This window comes from Haloarcula sp. CGMCC 1.2071, assembly GCF_037078445.1.
Lineage (GTDB): Archaea > Halobacteriota > Halobacteria > Halobacteriales > Haloarculaceae > Haloarcula > Haloarcula amylolytica.
Genome location: NZ_JAYMGY010000002.1, coordinates 427,793 through 446,980, shown reverse-complemented (window position 1 = coordinate 446,980; position 19,188 = coordinate 427,793). Strand labels below are relative to the sequence as shown.

Genomic DNA, 19,188 nt, shown 5'->3' with positions numbered 1-19,188 from the left:
CCAGAACCGATGCGCACGCTTTTTCCCGCTGGGCGGAGTGGCTAGAGACAATGATTTCCGAGGGCTGCGAACAGTGCGCCAAAGGCGGCAAGATGGTGCTGTTCGTCTACGGCTACTGCGACCAGCGAGACTGCTTCTACTGTCCCCTCGGGGAAAACCGCAAGAACGTCACCCAGATGTACGCCAACGAGCGTCCCGTCGAGGACGACTCGGACGTCATCGAGGAGGCCAAGCGCATGAGCGCGCTCGGCACATCGATCACCGGCGGCGAACCCCAAGAAGTGCTCGACCGGACCTGTCACTATCTGGAACTGCTGAAAGACGAGTTCGGCGAGGATCACCACACGCACCTCTACACCGGCATCCCCGGCGGCCGCGAGAACATGCGCCGCCTCTCGGAAGCGGGTCTCGACGAGATCCGCTTCCACCCGCCCCTGGAGCAGTGGGGTGACCTCCACGGGACCGAGTGGGAGGACATCCTCTACATCGCCCGCGAGGAGGGGCTGACCCCCGCCTTCGAGATTCCCGGCATCCGCGCGGAGGAGGAGTTCCTCGAATTCCTCGACGAGGGCGCGGCCGACTTCTGTAACATCAACGAGTTCGAGATGTCCGACGGGAACTACCGCCGGATGCAGGAGGAGGGCTTCGAACTGAAGGAAGACCACATGAGCGCTGTCGAGGGCTCCCACGACATCCTGGAGAAGATGGGCGACCACGAGAAGGTGTACTTCTGTACGAGCGTGTTCAAAGACGCCGCCCAGCACCGCTCACGGCTCAAGCGGATGGCCCGCAACATCCGCCGGCCCTTCGACGACGTGACTGACGACGGCACGCTCGTCTACGGGAAGGCGTGGACCTCCGAAGCACGACTCGAAACCCTCGGCGTCCCCGAGGAGTACTACACAGTCAAATCCGAGCACGTCGAACTCGCCTGGTGGCTGCTCGAAGAGATGGTCGAAGAGGGCGACGTCGAGAAGGGCGAAATCGTCGAGCAGTACCCGACGTACGACGGGACGGTTGTCGAGCGGACGCCGCTGTCGGCTTCGAATCCGCAGTCGGAGCAGTCGGCGGTGGGGGACTGAGTCGTTCTGGACGCGAACGAGCGAAGCGAGTGAGACGTCCGGTTTTTTAGCGTAGATTTTTCGAGGAGTGGTTCCCGCAGTGAGCGGAGCGAGCGAGGAAACCCGACGATGAAAAAGGTACTCGCGGCAGTACCCGACATACGACGGGACGGTCGTCGAGCGGACGCCGCTGTCCAACGGTGCTGACGCTGGACGAGCAACGGCTGACGACTGAGACATGGGTTCCGTTTTTCTGCCCGGTTTCTGCATCACACAGGCCTGTACTCTCCAGCCGTGGCTTTATTTATCAGCTAAGAGAAATGCCAGTGACCCTCCATGCGCCTGGCTATCGACAGCGGCAAACTGCTGTACGCACTCGGTGTCCTGTTCGCCGCGGCGGCGCTGCTGTATTTCGTCCGGGACGTCGTGTTCGATCTCTCGATAACAGTGAAAGCGGCGCTGCTGTTGCTGGGCTTTGTTGCGCTGTTCGTTGCGGGCGTGGCCCTCGAACGGGACGTGCTTGACGTCGTCGCCTTCGCTCTCAGTGGCGTGACCTACGTCGTGTTCGCCGGCTACGTCGTCGTCCGGTATTCGCCGGGTGAAACTGGCACGTTCCTGTTGCTCGCCGCGTCCGCGGGGCTGTTCGTTGGCCTCGGCTACGCGCTCCGAGCGGGGATTCCGACACCGTCGCGGCAAACAGCGGCAGTCGCCCTCGGCGGCCTCCTCGTCGTGAGCGGCGTGCTCGTGGGAGCCGACGCGCTCAGTGGCGGGGTGACCTACGAAGTGCAGACGAACGGGTCCGTCACCGTGCCGGCTCCGGAGGCAGGAGAGAGCCAGGACAGGTACCCGTACATCGAGGCGGAGATCGGAGCCGTTACCGCATCGAACCCGTCACCGTTCCTGCGAGCGCTAGACCTCCCCTCGCTTTCGGGCTGTCTGGTCGGGCCGACAGACCACCCGCAGGACAGCGTGTACGTGGACACCGACATCCAGTGGGACGAAGACACCATCGGCGCTTCGACGACGAAGTCCTACGCCGTCACCGCCGAGTTACCGATTGACCCGAACCGGACGGAGCCAAAAACGTACGCCGTCGAGCGAGACATCGACTGCAGCGCGGAGCGCTCCGAGCCGACGATAGCGATTCAGGTCGACGAAGGCGACACGTTAGACTGACTACTCCAGTTCCCTGAGACATTCCTGACAGTAGGTGGCGTCTTGCATGTTCGGCGTTCCACAGGTGCTACAGGTCACGACCGACATATTGGTCGCCGACAGCGGTGACGCCTCGGCGTCGGTCAATACGTCGGCCGACCAGTCGGGTCTGGTCGGCGACTGGTCTTTCATCTCGGCGCGCCGGTGGACCTGCTGGATGAGTTCGTCGTCACGCATCGCTTCGAGGCCGCGCCACAGTCCAAGAAACAGCAGCGTCGGCGCGACGATGACGAACAGGCCAGCGATGACGCGCAACGCCAGTTCCACCTGGCCGAGTGGCATACAGTCACAATGGGCTGGAACGTCGAGTATCCTTCGCCGCATCCGTCGGCTCGGGGCCGTCAGGCCGCGTCGACGCCTTCTTGCCCCGCCTCGCTGAAGACAGGGTATGAGTGGCCCTATCGTGGCAGTCGGTGGCGGACTCGCCGTGGTCTTGCTCCTCGGGTTGAGCGCGTTCTTTTCGAGCTCGGAGATCGCAGTGTTCTCGCTACAGAAGGACTGGATAGCACAGCAGGCGGCGACGGGCGACCGACAGGCCCAGGTGCTGGAAGAGCTGTACGACAACCCACACCGCCTGCTGGTGACACTGCTGGTCGGCAACAACATCGTCAACATCGCGATTTCGAGCATCATCACCGTGCTCGTCGCGAGCTATCTCTCTCCGGGGCCGGCGGTCGTTGCAACCACGGTCGTCACCAGCTTCCTCATCCTGATTTTCGGCGAGATCGTGCCGAAGGCGTTCGGCCTCGGCAACGCGCAAGAATGGGCCCTGACCGTCGCATCGCCGGTCCGGATCGTCGAGCGCGTGCTCTCCCCGCTTATCACGTTGTTCGACGGAATTACCAGTCGCATAAACGCCCTCATCCCCGTCGAGACGGACATCGAGAAGCCGTATCTGGACTGACCGTCAGTACTGGTACAGCGAAACGACGAACGGGAGCTTGTTGTACATCCAGATCGCCAGCGGGAGGCCGATGATCGTCACCGACAGCGCGTACGCGACGCCGGTCCAGATGCCGCTGGCCCACCAGCCGACGAAGACGAACCAGACGGCGCGGACGAGCAGCGAGTGTTGCGAGCCACCGTCGGTCTCTGTGACGAGTCGGTCGCGCCGCTTGAGCGTCAGCACGAGCGGTACCCTGTTTATCATCTTGATGCCCAGCGGGATGCCGATGATCGTGACGTTCAGTAGCCACGCGACCGAGAGCCAGATGCCCGTCACCCACCAGCCGACGAGCAGAAACCACACCGCCCGAACGAGGAGGGACCGCTGTTCACTCATACAGGAGCTACCATACCTGCCGGCATAAGTTTCTGGTTCGGTGGCGGGATGCGTCATCATAGGTGTACCCACACTGTCGGGCGTCTACCAGATCAGTATCAGAGGTGATACCCGACGCATAGCAGATGATATATTCACGGACAGGTCTCAAAAATGGGATGAGTATATCGTCCATCAGATCGCCTGAAAATGCCGTTCTCTGGCCAATATGTTCGTATATGCCTCAGTCAGTAATTCTATATATGTGGCAGCTTTTTGTATAATAATTAGAAACCGGCGGACGAATGGTGAGCCAACGCTTTCGTCCGTCCCGGTTCCGGGTTTCACGGTTCGTCCCGGATGCTATCCGGAAACGATTCGTCAGGAAGTTTCTCGCGGCCGTGCTAGTGGCAGTACTGGTCGCCGGTGGCATCGGAGCGGCGTTCTACGTCGACACCACGCGAACGCTCGACCGCCGTGTCGAGTCACAGGTCGTCTCGACCGCCGAGTTACAGGCGGACGGTCTCGACAACTGGGTCGACGGTTTCCGCCGGCAGACCCGAACGCTCTCGTCGGTCAAGGAGTTCCAGAACGGACAGCCGGGCGTCATCAAGGACTATCTCCTGCTAGAGTCGAGTGACCTTACCTCCGAGTTCGTCGCCGTGCATTACGTACAGGCGTCGGACGGGACGGTGGAGGCAAGCACCGCGAACGGGATCCGCGGGCAGACACTCGCCGAGTTGGGTGTACCGTGGGGCTCGGAGATGGCGGGGGTCGACAGCGAAACCGACACGTCGGGGGCCGTCGTTGTGCCGGAAGAGCCCTACAAGTCGCCGGTGACCAACGACAACGTTCTCGCGTTCGTCAGTTCGCCCCCGCGAAACACCGAACACGTCGTCGTCGTCGAAGCGAACCTCTCCGCCCGGACCGAGGAGTTCCGCGGATCGATGACCGACGGTGAGACGACAATTCTCGGACCGGACGGGTCAGCAGTCGTCGGCCAGAGCGTCCCCTCGGCAACGGCCACGGCGTTTGCGAGCGGCGACGGGGACGGGTTCGAGCAGTCCTCGGGAACGGTGTACGGCTACGCGAACCTCGATAGCGTCCGCTGGACTGTCGTGACCCAGGTACCGGCGTCGAGCGCCTACGCCATGCGGAACCAAATCGGGACCAGCCTCCTCCTGACGCTCGCGTCCGCGCTGGTCGTCCTCGGGGGCGTGACCATCGGCATGGGGAAGCGGTCGGCGACGACTCTCGCGGACCTCGCCGAAACGGCCGACAGGATGAAAACAGGCGACCTCGACGTGACGCTCGACACGGCCCGCGACGACGAGATCGGCCGCCTGTTCGACGCGTTCGACGAGATGCGTCGGTCCCTGCGGGAGCAGATTACCGACACCGAACGGGCCAGGGAAAGCGCCGAGTCAGCGAGGAGCGAGGCGGAATCGGCCAAGCGGGAAGCCGAATCGGCTCGCGAGGACGCGCTGGAACTCAGTGAGCAACTGCAGGACCGCGCCGCGGCCTACGGTGACGTCATGGACGCCTGCGCCGACGGCGATCTGACGGCGCGGATGGCGACAGACGCGGACAACGAGTCGATGACCCACATCGCGACGACGTACAACGCGATGCTCGACGAGTGGGAGGACACCATGCGCGAGGTCCGGACATTCAGTGAGTCGGTCCAGGCCGCCAGCGGGACTGTCTCCGAGAACGTCGCCGCGGTCCACGACCGCAGCACCGGTGTCAAGGACTCGGCGACGGAGATGGCCGACGGCGCGGAGGCCCAGTCGGCGAAGCTCGATACCGTTCTGGCGGAGCTGGAAGACCTCTCTGCCACCGTCGAAGAGGTATCGACCGCCGCCGACACCGTCAGGGACCGCGCCGACGAGGCGCTCGACCGGTCGCAAGACGGGCGCGCGGCGGCCCAGCGTGCAGCGACGGCCCTCGACGAAATCGAGATCTCGACCGGAGAGACCGTCGTTCAGGTCGAGGAACTCGACGCGCTGATGAGTGAGGTCGAAGCCGTAACCGACCTCATCGCGGACATCGCGGACCAGACGACAATGCTCGCACTGAACGCAAACATCGAAGCCGCCCGTGCCGGGACCAGCGGTGAGGGCGACGGGTTCGCCGTTGTCGCCGACGAGGTGAAGGCTCTCGCAGACGAGACGGTCGCCGCGACCGACGACATCGAGACCGCCATCGGCGAGATGCGCGAACAGGTCGAACGCACCGTCGACGAGATGCACACCACTCAGTCGAAGGTCGCCACCGGGGCCGAGACCGTCGGCGAGGCGCTGGCGGCGTTCGACGGCATCGTCGACGACATCGAGGACGCGACCACCGGAATGCGGGAGATCGACAGGGCGACCGACGAACAGGCGGCGTCCACGCAGGAAGTCGTCTCGATGGTCGAGGGAGTCGGCGATATCAGCGACGCCACAGCGACCGAAGCGGCAGCCGTCGCCGACGCGGCGACCGAGCAAGTCACGGCCGTCGATAGCGTCGAATCCTCCGTCACACAGCTCTCCGAGCGCGCCACTGATCTCGGGCAGCTGCTCGAAGCGTTCACTGTCGACGAAGAGCTCGGTAGCATCGACGGTGAGACCGACGTGTTCGATGCAGCGATCAAGAACCAGACAGAAGTAGAGTCAACAGGAGACGACTGAGCGGTCAGCGGCTCTCCGACGAGGACCCTACCCAGCCGTTAGTCCTCGAACCCGTCTTCGAAGACGAACGTCCCGTTCCGCTGGACGACTTGCACCGACCTTTTTCGGCGTCGGGTCGCCGCTGGCGACCGCTCCTTGAAAACGTCGATGAAAAGGCCGACCGCTCACTCCGTTCGCGGTCGGTACTCAGTCCTCGAACCCGTCTTCGAAGACGAACGTCCCGTTCCGCTGGACGACTTCGCCGTCGACTTCGATGAACGAGTCCTCGCTCATGTCGACGATCATGTCGACGTGGACGGCCGATTCGTTTTGCTCGTTGTCCTCGCCAACCGTCTCGTCGTAGGCTCGCCCTACCGCCATATGAACGGTGTCGCCCATCTTTTCATCGAACAGCATGTTGTAGGAGAACTGGTCGATATCCCGGTTCATTCCGATACCCAGTTCGCCGAGTCGGCTCGCACCGTCATCAGTCGACAGCACCTCTGTCAGGAGGGCCTCGTTCTTGGCGGCGCTGTGCTCGACGACTTCGCCGTCCTCGAAGCGGAGGAATACGTCGGTCACTTCTCGGCCCTGGTGGTACAGCGGCTTGTCGAACAGCACCTCGCCCTCGACGCTGTCGGAGACTGGCGCAGTGAACACCTCACCGCCGGGCAGGTTCTTCTCGCCGTAGTCGTTGAGCGTCTCGTTGCCGGCGACAGACATCGTCACGTCCGTCGTCTCCCCCGAGACGATGCGGACTTCCTCGGCGGGGTCGAGTATCTCGACCATCTGTGCCTGGTGCTCGCGAACGGCGTCCCAGTCTTTGAGGACGGCGTCCCAGACGAAGTTCTCGTATCCCTCTGTGGAGGTCTGGGCGAGCTGGGCGTTCGCGGGCGCGGGGTACTGCGTGAGACACCAGGTCTTCGAGAGCCGCTCGTTCAAGAGTGGCTGCTGGGACTGCTGGTAGGCGGCTGTCGTTTCGGGGTCAACGTCGCTGGTCTCGGTGACGTTGTCGCTGCCCTTGATAGCGATGTACGCGTCCATCTCCTCGTACAGCGCCTCGATGTGGCTCGGTGTCTCGAACTCGTCCCGGTTGCGGAGGTAGGCGCGCCGGAACCGCTCGCCGAGACGGTCCTGCACGACAAGCGGGTTCGCGCCGCGGTCGGCGGCGAACTCGTGTAGCGCGGTGACGAGGTCCGAAGCCTGCGGGTGGGCGTCGATAACGAGGTTGTCGCCTTCGCTCAGGTCGATAGAGTGGTCGACGATGACTTCCGCGTGTTCGCGAATACGTGGGTCCATACAGATAGGCACCACCGACGGCCCCTAATCGTTACCCTCCCGGCTACTTCTTCTTGCTCTGCTGGAACCCCTCTTTGAATCCCTGGAAGGTCCGCCGGAGCATCAGATACATAAAGAAGAAAAACAGGAGCACAGCAGCGAGGAGTGCGTAGGTGAGCAGGTCAGCCATACCGGCGGTTGTCGAGCCGACATCAAAGTCCTTTCGGGAGACCCGCCTTCGGGCGTCTACCGGTCGATATCGGAGGGTAAAATACGGGTTTGACCGATAGCTACAACGATCACTGTGCTTTGGCAAAGACTCATAATCCCATAGAACATACAGATAGTCATGTCGTTGCTGCCCTCTCGGGACCCGGCGACCCCGGACGCCGAACCCCGAGTAATCGGTGTCGACAGTGATGATGCGGACGACGTGCTGTCGGCACTCTCGGCAGAGACAGCGCGCAACTTACTGTCAGAGCTAAACAAGGAGCCAGCACCGCCGTCGGAGCTGGCCGACCGGGTGGATACGTCGCTACAGAACGCACAGTATCACCTGAAAAAACTCAAAAACGCCGGTGCGGTCGAGGTCGTCGATACGGCCTACTCCGAGAAGGGACGCGAGATGGACGTGTTCGCGCCGGCCAACCAGCCGCTCGTTATCTGTGCCGGCGACGAACAGGAGACGTCGGGGCTGCGGGCGGCGCTAGCGAACATTATCGGCGGGCTCGCGATCATCGGCTTCGCCAGCCTGCTGGTCCAGCAGGTGTTCGGGAACGGGCTTGGGTCGCTGTTCGGTGGCCCGACAGTGTCCTCCGGGAGTGCGGACACTGACCCCCGGAATCCGAGTCTCTACGCCGAGAACGCAACCGTGACGGACGGCGGCTTCGAGGCCACTGCGGGCGCGCTCGACACCGCCGCACAGGGCGGCGCTGAAGCCGCCGCTGCTGTGATTCCGCCGGGACTGGCGTTCTTCGCCGGCGGCGCGTTCGTCATCGCAGGCATGGCGGCGCTGTGGTACATGCGCCAGTAGCCGCTGATTCGGTTCACTGTGGCGCGAGCTTTTGACGGAAAGTTACCGTGTAACTGTCTCACCGTTCGACGATAGTCGTCGATATCGGCGTGCCATCCGGGGAGCGGAGACGGACGCGAACGTCACCGGCCATCACATCCAGTTCCGCGTGGGCCGGCTGATAGCGCCGCGGGTCCGCGTAACTGCCAGGATTGACCAGCGTCCAGCCGCCGAAATCAGTCAGTACGGGTTTGTGCGAGTGACCGACGACGACGACATCGGCGTTTTCCTGCCGAGCCAGCATCCCGAGGGCGGTTTCGGTGTGCTCGTGGCCGTGGACAACGACGATGGTCAGCCCCTCCCAGGAGACGGTCGCAACGTCGGGGAGGCGGGCGCGGACCGCCGGTCTATCGTTGTTCCCGACGACGCCGGTCAGTTCGTCGCATTCGGCGTCGATAGCGTCGAGGACCCGCTCGGTCATGAAATCGCCCGCGTGGAGAACATGGTCAGCCTCGCGGACAGCATCGAGCGTCCGACCTGACAGTCGATGGTCGTCCGTCCCGTGCGTATCTGAGATGACAGTGAGCATACCGCCGGTAACGGAGCCAGGTATAAATCCAGAAGCATTTTGCGTGATGGATGTGACGGAAAAATAATGGCAGGGAGCAAATCAGTCGTCATCGCCGCACTGATAGCCAACGGCGCGATTGCGATTTTGAAGTTCTTCGGCTTCCTCCTTACTGGGAGTGCCGCGATGCTGTCGGAGACGTACCACAGCATCTCAGACACCGGAAACCAGGTGTTCCTGCTCATCGGGATTCGGTTCAGCGAGCGGGAGCGGGACCGTCGCCACCCCTTTGGCTACGGCAAGGCGCAGTTCTTCTACAGTTTTCTCGTCTCCGTGTTCCTGTTCGGCATCGCCGGCTGGGAGAGCGCGAAACACGGCTACAACCAACTGACCGCCGGCGGGCACGGCGGCGGTGGACACGCCGGCGAGGCGGTTGAGTTCCTGTTTTTCTCCTTCCAGCCGCCGGCATGGCTGGACCCGCTGTGGGTCAACTACACCGTCCTCCTCGGTGCGTTCGTCTTCGAGACGTACGCGCTGATAAAGGCCCGCGCCGAAATGAAACGCCAGATCGACCGGAACGACTGGTCGGGCTACCGCGAGGCGTTCCGCAAGACCAGCGACGTGACGACGCTGACCGCGCTCACTGAGGACACCATCGCGCTGGCAGGTATCGTCATCGCGCTGGTTGGCCTGTTCCTCGAACAGCAGACCGGCAACCCGTTTTTCGACCGGGTCTCCGCGCTGCTCATCGGGATTATGCTGATGGGCTTCGCCCTGGCGCTGGCCTGGGAGAACAAGCGCCTCCTGCTGGGGGAAAGTCTCCCGACGGACGAGGAACAGCGACTCCGTGACGTCATCATGCAGAACGAGAACGTGACGGGGATCATCGGCTTCCGGACGGTCTACTTCGGGCCGAACGAGGTCATCGTCTTCGCGGACCTACAGTTCGACCCGGCACTCGATACTGAGTTGATGGACGACGAGATAACGACCCTCGAATCAGCGATGCAGGACACTAACGGCGACATCAGGAAAGTCTACATCGAGCCGGAGTCGTAGGGGTCGCTGTCTTCGAGCCACCACGGAATCGGGACGCGCTCGGTGTCGGTCGTGACCGTCACTGTCGTATCGATGTCCGGCCGGTCCGGTCGACGTTCGGTGTGTTCGACGTATCTGATTACCCCCTGTCGGTCGACGTACAGCCGCGACCGCCCGATTTCGGACTCGTTCTCGCCAATCGGCGTCTCGACCGTCTCCGTCGCGGCCAGAACAGCGACCGGCCGTCCGTTCCACTGGAAGGAATCCACCTGCCGGTACTCGGTATTCGACAGGAGTTGTCGGAGCAGATTAGTCCCGGCTGTCGAGGTGACCAGCGACGTGTTCGGTGTCGCGGGCGTGGTGGCGTACGGCGTATCGGGATCGTCTCGGACGTTGGTGTACACCGTCCCATTGGCGAGGACCACGTCGTCGGATATCGGACCGAACCGCCGTCTGACGCGCTGGACCTCTCGCTCACGGTCTACCCAGACGTCGAGCGTGTTCTGTGGCCCCGCCTGTTCGACATGGCGGTGGAAGCTCCGGGTCGAAAGCACCTGCTGGTGACGGTCCAGTAGTCGGTCCACGTCGACGGTTCCGTTGCTAGTCGGGACTGTCACTGTCGCGTCCGGCGAGCTAGTGGGGACGGGCGCTGGCGTCACCGGGTCGCCGCCGTCCGCTGTCGACCCGGCCGAAAAGAGCCCGGAACAGCCCGCGAGAAGCGCGATGGCGACAGTGAGCGTGACACGCCACATACGTTTCAGGAAGGGCGCTCGCGGCAAGTAGCTGTGGGCCGAACCCTTTTGCCGGTGAACGGCCAATCGAGAGTACGTGGCAACGACGGACGACGGCTACATGCGGTTTTTCCCCTTCGAGGAGCCGTACGACCATCAGCAGGAGGCGATGGGAACGATATACGATGCCCTCGACGAGGGCCGGGATGTGCTGTTCGAAGGGGCGTGTGGGACCGGCAAGACGCTCGCCTCACTGGTCCCCGCGCTGGAACACGCCCGTGAGACGGGCAAGACCGTCGTCATCACGACGAACGTCCACCAGCAGATGCGTCAGTTCGTCGAGGACGCCAGAGCGATTACCGCCCAGGAGCGACTGCGAGCGGTTGTCTTCCGGGGGAAAGGGTCGATGTGTCACATCGACGTGGACTACGAGGAGTGCCAGGCGCTGCGGGATACGACCCGTGACCTGGTCGAAGTCGAGAGCGACATCGCCGAACTCGAACAGCGCGAGGGGGAACTGCTCTCGGACGGCCAGGCGGGCAGCAGCGAGGCGATGGAGGCTCGGAACGCCGTGGTCGAGGAACTCCGGGATCTGCAGGACGAGCGTGAGGAAATCGAAACCGAGCGGTCGACCTGCGACCACTACTACCGGAACCTGACCGTCGACACCAGCGAGTTCTACGCGTGGCTGTTCGACGACGTGCGGACGCCCGACGACGTGTACGAGTACGCTCACCAGCAGGGGCTGTGTGGCTACGAACTGCTGAAGGAGGGGATGGACGGCGTCGACCTCGTGGTGTGTAACTACCACCACCTGCTGGACCCGACCATCCGCGAGCAGTTCTTCAACTGGATCGGCCGCGACCCCGAGGACATCATCGCCGTCTTCGACGAGGCCCACAACGTCGAGTCCGCCGCCCGCGACCACGCCCGGCGGACGCTCACCGAGAACACGCTCGATCAGGCGCTGGAGGAACTCGACAGCGAGGAGGACGCCCGAACGGACGCCGCGGCCAACGTCATCGAGACGTTCCGGGACGCGCTCGTCGAGGCCTACGAGGACTCCTTCGAGTTCGGTGGCCGTGCGGCCGTCGACGAGCACTGGGACGACATCACCATCGCCAACGACGACCGGAAGGACGACCTGACGCTTGCCTTCCTCCAGGGGTACACCGGCCCCGGCTTCCACGAGGAACTGGACCGCGCGCTGGAACTCGGCCGGGACCTCGACGCCCGCTACCAGAAGGCGTTCAAAGAGGGCGATCTGGACACCAGAAAGGAGTGTCAGACCCTGCAGGCCGCCGGCTTCATTTCCGACTGGCTCGACGAATCGGACGACACCGGCCAGTATCCCGTGGTCAGCGTCCGCCGCGACGAGTCGACCGACGACGTGTACGGCCGCGCGGAGCTGTACACCTGCATCCCCGAGGAAGTCACCCGCGACCTGTTCGAGGACCTGCACGCGGCGGTGCTGATGAGCGCCACGCTCCGGCCGTTCGACGTGACCGAGAACGTGGTCGGCGTCGAGGACCCGGTAACGATGGCCTACGGCGCGCAGTTCCCCGAGGAGCGCCGCCGAACCTACGCCGTCGACGGCCCCGCGCTGTTCTCCAGCGAACGGGACGACCCCCAGACCCAGCAACGCATCGCCCGCACGCTCGAAGACATCGTTCGCTTCACGCCCGGCAATACGCTCGTCTTCTGTCCCTCCTACAGCGAGGCCGAGCGCTACCACGACATGACCGCCGTCAGCGCGACGCGGTATCTGGACGAACCGGGAACCCAGGCGCGTGACCTCCGCGAGGCCTTTACCGACGGCGACGACGGAGTTCTGTACACCTCGCTGTGGGGGACGCTTGGCGAAGGGGTGAGCTACGACGGCGACGACGCCCGGACGGTCGTGGTCGTCGGCGTTCCCTACCCGCACCTCGACGACCGGATGGACGCCGTGCAGGACGCCTACGACACGACCTTCGGCGATGGCGAGGACGATGCCGGCTGGCGCTACGCCGTCGAAATTCCGACCGTCCGCAAGACCAGACAGGCCCTCGGTCGCGTGGTCCGCTCGCCGGACGACTTCGGCGCGCGCATCCTGCTGGACAAGCGCTACACCGAAGCCGCCGAGATGGAGATGCACGACTACGCCGTTCGCGGAACTTTTCCGCCCGAAGAGCGCCGCGAGATGGTCGACATCGGCCCCGAGAAGCTCAAGTTCGCGATGCTGAACTTCTATCAGGACATGGACGCCTACGACGGGCCGCCACCGAAGCCGTAGAGCGGATCTGTGACGTCTTCCCGTGAGTCCGTTGCATAAAGAGCCTCAGACTCAGAGAGGGGTGCTGCTCCCTGCTCTTGTCGCTGTGTTCGTCACAGGATAATTTTAATTTTGATGTCAATTTGATCATAAAGTTGTCGATACGTCGGATCGTTTGCAAGGATTGGAAAACTGCTCGTGACTTTATTCTCCGGTGTTTTGAACCGGACGTCCTGAGAAAGTGCGATGAAACCAACGACAGACATCTCACGTCGCGAGTTCGTCACGGTGGCCGGCGCAGTCACTACCAGTGCGCTAGCGGGTTGTTCCGGGAGCACCGTTGAAACAACGGAATCAGCGATGGAGACCACTGATGGGAGCACAACAGGCGCGAATACGACCGATGGCGGAGCAACAGAGACAAATGACCTCGTCAAGGCTATCGATAGCCAGGCAGTTCCGTTCGAACTGAGATCCTCGTCCAGTGGGCTCGACGACATCGCCACCCGACTCGCTGAGACGCCTATCGTCGGGATCGGAGAGAGTTCACACGGGGTGAAGGAATTCAAAGCGATCCCTCGACAACTCGTTCAGCGACTGGTCGGCGACCACGGCTACCGTCTGGTGGCGATAGAAGGGACACTCGGGGACTTCGCTCCCGTGAACGCGTACGTCACTGGCGGGGAAGGTGACCTCGACGCGGCGCTGTCGTCACTCGAATTCTACTTCTGGCAGACCGACGAGATTCGCCGGCTGTTCCAGTGGCTACGGGAGTTCAACGACGGGCGACCCAGTGCGGACCAGGCTGTCGTGCGGGGGTACGATGCCCAGTTCTATCACATCAACGCGAGGGCCATCCGGTCGTACCTCGATAGCGTGGACCCGGAGTATCTGGCGGAGATCGAGGACTCGCTCGAACCGTTGACGACGCGGTTTCAGGCGACCGATCCCTCCGCGGTCGCGACCGATTCCCAGGTGGCACTGATCGAGGATCTCGAAGAGCGGCTGCGGACCCACGAGAGTCGCTACGTGGAGCAGCGTTCGGAGACCGAGTTCCGGCTTATGCAGCGCCACGTCTGGACGCTGGAGCGAGGGCTACGGTTCGTGGAGAAACTCGCTGCCGAGGAGTACACACAGGGTAAAACGATCCGAGACGCAGCGATGGCCGACAACGTCGCGTGGCTCCGTGAGTGGACGGGTTCGGAGCGCGCCATCGTGATGGGGAACGCCAACCACACGATGAGAAATGTCGGGGACGCATCGGAGAACGGAGCGCGAATGGGGCAGCACCTGACAGAACGGTTTGGCTCGGACTACTACTCGCTCGGACTGCTGTTCGGGTCGGGTTCGTTCGCAGTGCCGGCAAACCACGAGAGAACCGAGTTCGAGACGTTCGACCTCGGTGGCCCAGTCGCCGAGACGCTGGAAGCGACGCTGGCGGAGGCGTCACACCCACAGTTTTTCCTTGATTTCGAAGACGTACGGGAGCGGGACTCGATCGACCGCTCGGTCGCGAATACGTCGAAGATGCAGGTGACGGCCCCGAAGGCACCCCAAAAAGGTGCGATGGGGATTCCAGTACCTCCCTACGAACTGATGGATGGCGTCGTTTTCGTCCGCGAGGTCTCGCCCGCAGCGTTCTCCGGGTCAGCGTAGCCACAGCGAAGTCGTCTTTTTACAAACCGGTCACGACGGCTGGTTCAGGTTCGCGTCAGTATGTCCCGTATTCGCGGCGACTGCTGGTGCTCCCAAATCAGGACCCGAGAGAGGCGCTGTGAGACCGGTCCGGCGAGATGGAGAGCCCACTGCGGATCGTCGGATACCCGCTCGGCGTTGTCGGTTGACCAGCCGAAACCGGATGTTTTGAAACCCTCCACGCGAAACTCGGAGGCAATGCTAGTCGCTTTCGACTTCGACGGGACGCTCTCCGATTCGGAGATGACGGTCCTGCTGGGGAGCCAGAACGGGACGGCCGAGGACATGGCCGACATCACCGAGCGCGCGATGAACAACGAAATCGAGTACGCCGAGAGCCTCCGCCAGCGGTGTGCGCTCCTCGAAGGTCTCTCCGAGGAGAAGGCACAGGACGCCTTCGACGAGGTCGCCCTGCGCCCCGGTGCGGCGCGGGTCATCGAGGCGCTACGGGACGCCGGCGTTTACGTCGCTATCCTCACCGGAGGATTCGAGCGCGGCGTCGAGGCTGCACTCGAAACGGAGGGGGTCGAGGTTGACGCCATCGTCGCCAATCGGCTGGTTATGCAAGACGGGGAACTCACCGGCGAGGTCCACGGCCCGCTCATCACCGGAACGAAAGACGACGCGATGGAGGTCGTGACCGCAGTCACCGGCGAGGACCGGGACACGACGGTCGCCGTCGGCGACGGAGCCAACGACCTGCCGATGCTCGAAGTCGCAAACCTGGCTATCGGCTTCGATCCGAAGCCGGCCGTCGCCCCGTCGTGTGACACGTCAGTCGAGACGATGGATGAACTGTACGACCTGCTGGAAGCCGAAGACGTCCTGTAGCGCAGTTTCCGCGCTCGCGCTCCGGATAGCGCATTGAAGCCGTTCTCGCCGCTGAACAGTATCGGATGAGAGATTGAAGCAGGGAGAGGCACGCTCCCCACGGATGCGAGCATTCGTTGTCGGACCAATGACAGAGTATGGTTGAGCGTGAACCGACGCGTGCTCGCTATCGGCGACGGTTCATTGAATACATTATCCTCTCCCGTAATAAACCTAGTGAACAGGAGGATTCTTGCGCCGCTTTGGTACGATTGTCCAGATATTTTCCCCAGAATACTGTATCTTCGGTTAGTTGGTTGCCTGACCGATAGCCTGATCGAGGTCGGCTTTGATGTCCTCGACAGATTCGGTCCCGACAGAGAGACGGACCATGTCGTCGGTGACGCCAGCAGCGGCCTTCTCCTCGTCGGTGAGTTGCTGGTGGGTGGTCGAGGCCGGGTGGATGATGAGCGTCTTCGCGTCGCCGACGTTGGCCAGCAGTGAGGCGATCTCCGTCGATTCGACAGTCGTTCGGGCGGCGTCGTACCCCGCTTCGAGGCCGAACGTTATCATGCCGCCGTAGCCGCCGTCGAGGTATTCGCTGGCGGTGTCGTGCGTTTCGTGGTCTTCGAGGCCGGGGTAGGTAACCCAGGAGACCTCGGGGTGGTCGGCGAGGAACTCGGCGACACCGATCGCGTTGTCGCAGTGGCGGTCCATCCGCGCGGGCAGCGTCTCCAGGCCCTGCATCGTCTGCCAGGCGTCGAAAGGCGACTGCTGGCAGCCCAGGTCCCGGAGACCGCGGGCGATGGCGGCGTAGGTGAAGGCCGCGTCGTCGAATCGCTCCCGGAAGTTGACGCCGTGGTACGCGGGGTTGTCGCCGGCGATTTCGGGGTATTTGTCGGCGTGTTCCTCCCACGGGAACGAGCCGCCGTCGACGAGCACGCCGCCGACGGTGGTGCCGTGGCCGTGAATCCACTTCGTCGTGGAGTTCCAGACGAGGTCGGCCCCGTGCTCGATTGGGTTGCAGAGGTACGGGGTCGCGAAGGTGTTGTCGACGAAGAAGGGAACGCCGTGGTCGTGGGCGATCTCGGCGAGGCGCTCGAAGTCGGGCGTGACGAGCGACGGGTTGCCGATAGTCTCACAGTGGACGTAGGCGGTGTTCTCGTCGATAGCCTCGGCGTAGGCGTCGTAGTCGAGCGTGTCGACGAAGCGGGTCTCGACGCCGTTGCGCGGCGCGGTGTGGGTGTAGTAGGTGTAGGTGCCGCCGTACAGCGACGACGCCGTGACGACGTTGTCGCCGACGTCCGCGAGCAGGAACGTCGCCAGATTCAGCGACGCCATTCCCGACGCGGTGGCGACCGCACCGACGCCGCCCTCCAGCGCCGCCAGCCGTTCCTGCAGCATGCCGACGGTGGGGTTCATCAGCCGCGAGTAGATGTGGCCCGGCTTCTCCAGTGCGAACTGCTTTGCGGCGTCTTCGGCGTCCTCGAAGACGTAGGAGGTGGTCTGGTACAGCGGCGGCGCGCGAGAGCGGGTCTCGGCGTCCGGCTCTTCCTGCCCGACGTGCAGCGCGTCGGTTTCGAATCCGTGGTCTTGGTCGTCACTCATACACCCCGCTTTCGCCTGATAGGTCTTAATAACAGCCACACCGGTCAGCCCCGCCACTGCTACGAGATACCGGTGATTCTTCGCACTAATGCCGAATGGGTTCGGCCATGGGTCGACAGGGTACAATCTGGGCGGTGCTGTCGAGACAACGTACAAACAGGCGGACGGCCGGGAGCGAGTGGTGCGACGACTGTCGCACCCGAAGCGACCCGGGGAAGGGCAGGCCTGCGGTCGTGCCGGGCGGTTAGCATACCGGTCGCCTGGCGACCGGTTTCACCGGACGCGAACGGAGTGAGCGTCCGGCCTTTTTCGCCCACGTTTTTGTACGGGGGTTGAGCGCTCGGCCCCGGCGAGCGCGAGGCCCCCGTGGAAAAACGTGGTTTAGCTGAATTTGCGGACCGTCATCGAAAGCGTATCGAGGTCCAGAATCGGCGCGAAGCCGGCGTCCGGGTCGATGTTGACGCTCTTCTGGAACTCGGTCTGGGCCTGCCAGCATCCTGAGTTCAGCGCAACGACGTTGTGATACTCGCCCCAGCCGAGCTTGTGGACGTGGCCGGTGTGGAACACGTCGGGGACCTCCTCCATCACCAGATAGTCGCGGTCCTCGGGGGCAAGCCGGGTGTGGCCCCCGTACTGCGGCGCGACGTGGCGCTTTTTCAGGAGCTGATACATCGCCTTGTGTGGCTCCTCGTAGCTGGCTTCCTCGTCCGGGAGTTCGGCGATGACCTCGTCGAGCGAGACGCCGTGGTACATGAGAACGGTGACGCCCTCGACGGTGACCAGCGAGGGGTTGGAGTGGACCTGGGCGTCGTGGGCGGTCATGATATCTCGGAGTTCCTCGTCGAAGCCGGGCTGGGGCTCGGCCAGCCGAACGGCGTCGTGGTTGCCCGGAATCATCCGAATCTCCATGTCGCCCGGGACCTCCTTGAGGTACTCCGAGAACGCGCGGTACTGGTCGTAGATGTCGATGATGTCCAGCTCCTCGTCCTGCTCGGGATAAATGCCAACGCCCTCCACCATGTCGCCGGCGATGAGCAGGTATTCGACGTTCTCGGCTTCGGAAGTGTGGAGCCAATCGGTAAAGCGGTGCCAGGCGTCTTCCATGAACTCCTGGCTCCCGACGTGAACGTCGGAGATGAGCGCCGCCTGGACGTGCCGGTCAGCGGTCGAAGGGCTGTGCGTTCGGGGCACGTCCGGGAAGTACAGCGAGTCCACGAACAGGATGCCGGCGTCGTCGGCCAGCGTCCCCTCGACGGCGATAACCTCGTCCATGAGCAACTGCTGCACGAGGTCGGCGATAGGGCGGTCTTTCATCACGAGGCAGGGGAAGGTCCCGTTCGTGTCTTCCAGTTCGACCAGCCAGTGCCCGCTGGCGGTCGACCGAATATCCGAGACCATCCCGATGAGTGCGGCGTCGCTGCCACCGCCCATGTTCTCGATGGCGTCAGTCGGTCGGTGGTTCACTCTGCCGCGCAGCTTGCTCGCCAATTTCTCGTAGCGGTCCCGGAACACCGCGACGAAGTCCGAGTACTCGCCGGTCCCAGTGGACTGGCCAGTCATGTCGTTCGCGACTTCGATTGCCCGGAGGGATGTGTCCACGTCCCGTGACCCCCCCGTTTCAGGTGGAGCGGACGCACCCGGTTCGGTCGACGAGGCTGCGTCAGTTCCAGTTGAAACGGAGGGGTGTGATTGAGTCGGAGCGCCGGTTGTTTCGTTTCCGCGGTCTGGTTCGGTATTTGACGTTCCCTCACCGTTTTCTGTCGCTTCAATCACAGATTCGACGTGGTCTGTTGTCAGCTTCAGCGCGTCGTCGGGGAGGGTTTCGAGTGCGCGTTCCAGCGTCGCCGATGGGTCCGGTGTGTCGGCGATCCGAGTCACTGCCTCGCGCTCCGCGTTGTAGCCGTGGCTCGCGAGTTCGCTGACGATTCGTGCCGGCGTCTCCAGAGGCACGTTCCACACTCAGTGTCTGCGGGCAAAAGGATAGCGAACCAACGGCCGTCACAAGA

Annotated in this window: 17 protein-coding genes; 9 read left to right on the top strand and 8 right to left on the bottom strand. The window is 63.2% G+C overall.

All coding sequences use genetic code 11. The features are described 5' to 3' along the window. The first annotated feature begins 50 nt into the window (after positions 1–50). Together VI234_RS06240 and VI234_RS06235 are read left to right on the top strand one after the other, a co-directional pair. A complete protein-coding gene (locus VI234_RS06240) occupies positions 51–1,082 on the top strand; it encodes a radical SAM protein (RefSeq protein ID WP_008307169.1) in 1,032 nt (343 codons plus the stop codon). 315 nt (positions 1,083–1,397) lie between these two features. Further along, positions 1,398–2,237: a DUF1109 domain-containing protein gene (locus tag VI234_RS06235; protein WP_336329532.1), complete on the top strand. Its 840-nt coding sequence runs from the start codon at positions 1,398–1,400 to the stop codon at positions 2,235–2,237. Here VI234_RS06235 and VI234_RS06230 read toward each other — a convergent pair whose 3' ends face one another. Further along, the gene (locus VI234_RS06230) at positions 2,238–2,558 is read right to left on the bottom strand and encodes a DUF7577 domain-containing protein (RefSeq protein ID WP_336329531.1); all 321 of its coding nucleotides are present in this window, start codon (positions 2,556–2,558) and stop codon (positions 2,238–2,240) included. Positions 2,559–2,664: 106 nt separating this feature from the next. Between VI234_RS06230 and VI234_RS06225 the strand changes: the two genes are divergently transcribed. Beyond that, positions 2,665–3,180 carry a CNNM domain-containing protein gene (locus VI234_RS06225; RefSeq protein WP_008307172.1) on the top strand — a complete coding sequence of 172 codons (516 nt, stop codon included), beginning with the start codon at positions 2,665–2,667 and terminating at the stop codon, positions 3,178–3,180. Between the two features lie 3 nt (positions 3,181–3,183). Here the strand turns inward: VI234_RS06225 and VI234_RS06220 are convergent, their stop codons facing one another. Beyond that, entirely contained in the window at positions 3,184–3,558 is a 375-nt protein-coding gene (locus VI234_RS06220; protein WP_336329530.1) for a YccF domain-containing protein, read from the bottom strand. A 284-nt stretch (positions 3,559–3,842) separates the two neighbouring features. On the opposite strand from VI234_RS06220, the gene VI234_RS06215 reads away from it, so the two are divergent. Beyond that, the gene (locus VI234_RS06215; RefSeq protein WP_336329529.1) at positions 3,843–6,209 is read left to right on the top strand and encodes a methyl-accepting chemotaxis protein; all 2,367 of its coding nucleotides are present in this window, start codon (positions 3,843–3,845) and stop codon (positions 6,207–6,209) included. Positions 6,210–6,395: 186 nt separating this feature from the next. Here VI234_RS06215 and VI234_RS06210 read toward each other — a convergent pair whose 3' ends face one another. Beyond that, positions 6,396–7,487: an aminopeptidase gene (locus VI234_RS06210; RefSeq protein WP_008307175.1), complete on the bottom strand. Its 1,092-nt coding sequence runs from the start codon at positions 7,485–7,487 to the stop codon at positions 6,396–6,398. A gap of 43 nt (positions 7,488–7,530) precedes the next feature. Continuing rightward, complete coding sequence (locus VI234_RS06205) at positions 7,531–7,656, bottom strand: DUF7859 family protein (RefSeq protein ID WP_004959992.1); 126 nt, start codon at positions 7,654–7,656, stop codon at positions 7,531–7,533. Positions 7,657–7,815: 159 nt separating this feature from the next. Between VI234_RS06205 and VI234_RS06200 the strand changes: the two genes are divergently transcribed. Continuing rightward, complete coding sequence (locus tag VI234_RS06200; protein ID WP_008307176.1) at positions 7,816–8,499, top strand: ArsR/SmtB family transcription factor; 684 nt, start codon at positions 7,816–7,818, stop codon at positions 8,497–8,499. Between the two features lie 58 nt (positions 8,500–8,557). Here VI234_RS06200 and VI234_RS06195 read toward each other — a convergent pair whose 3' ends face one another. After that, complete coding sequence (locus VI234_RS06195) at positions 8,558–9,067, bottom strand: metallophosphoesterase (protein ID WP_008307177.1); 510 nt, start codon at positions 9,065–9,067, stop codon at positions 8,558–8,560. A gap of 66 nt (positions 9,068–9,133) precedes the next feature. Here VI234_RS06195 and VI234_RS06190 point away from each other — a divergent pair, with 66 nt between their 5' ends. Further along, positions 9,134–10,105: a cation diffusion facilitator family transporter gene (locus tag VI234_RS06190; protein WP_336329528.1), complete on the top strand. Its 972-nt coding sequence runs from the start codon at positions 9,134–9,136 to the stop codon at positions 10,103–10,105. Here the strand turns inward: VI234_RS06190 and VI234_RS06185 are convergent. After that, a complete protein-coding gene (locus VI234_RS06185; protein ID WP_008307179.1) occupies positions 10,084–10,836 on the bottom strand; it encodes a hypothetical protein in 753 nt (250 codons plus the stop codon). The two genes, VI234_RS06190 and VI234_RS06185, sit on opposite strands and share 22 nt — an antisense overlap. Before the next feature lie 76 nt (positions 10,837–10,912). Between VI234_RS06185 and VI234_RS06180 the strand changes: the two genes are divergently transcribed. From VI234_RS06180 to serB, 3 genes are all read left to right on the top strand, one after another. Continuing rightward, a complete protein-coding gene (locus VI234_RS06180) occupies positions 10,913–13,090 on the top strand; it encodes an ATP-dependent DNA helicase (RefSeq protein ID WP_008307180.1) in 2,178 nt (725 codons plus the stop codon). Positions 13,091–13,315: 225 nt separating this feature from the next. Further along, positions 13,316–14,725, top strand: coding sequence for an erythromycin esterase family protein (locus VI234_RS06175; protein ID WP_049942754.1), 1,410 nt, complete (start codon positions 13,316–13,318; stop codon positions 14,723–14,725). A gap of 207 nt (positions 14,726–14,932) precedes the next feature. Continuing rightward, a complete protein-coding gene (gene serB / locus VI234_RS06170; RefSeq protein ID WP_442905020.1) occupies positions 14,933–15,595 on the top strand; it encodes a phosphoserine phosphatase SerB in 663 nt (220 codons plus the stop codon). A 288-nt stretch (positions 15,596–15,883) separates the two neighbouring features. Here serB and VI234_RS06165 read toward each other — a convergent pair whose 3' ends face one another. Then, positions 15,884–17,182 (bottom strand): O-acetylhomoserine aminocarboxypropyltransferase/cysteine synthase family protein, encoded by a 1,299-nt coding sequence (locus VI234_RS06165; protein WP_336329526.1) that lies wholly within the window; start codon positions 17,180–17,182, stop codon positions 15,884–15,886. A gap of 381 nt (positions 17,183–17,563) precedes the next feature. After that, on the bottom strand, positions 17,564–19,132 hold the full coding sequence (locus tag VI234_RS06160; protein WP_336329525.1) for a DNA-directed DNA polymerase II small subunit: 1,569 nt from the start codon (positions 19,130–19,132) through the stop codon (positions 17,564–17,566). Positions 19,133–19,188 lie beyond the last annotated feature (56 nt).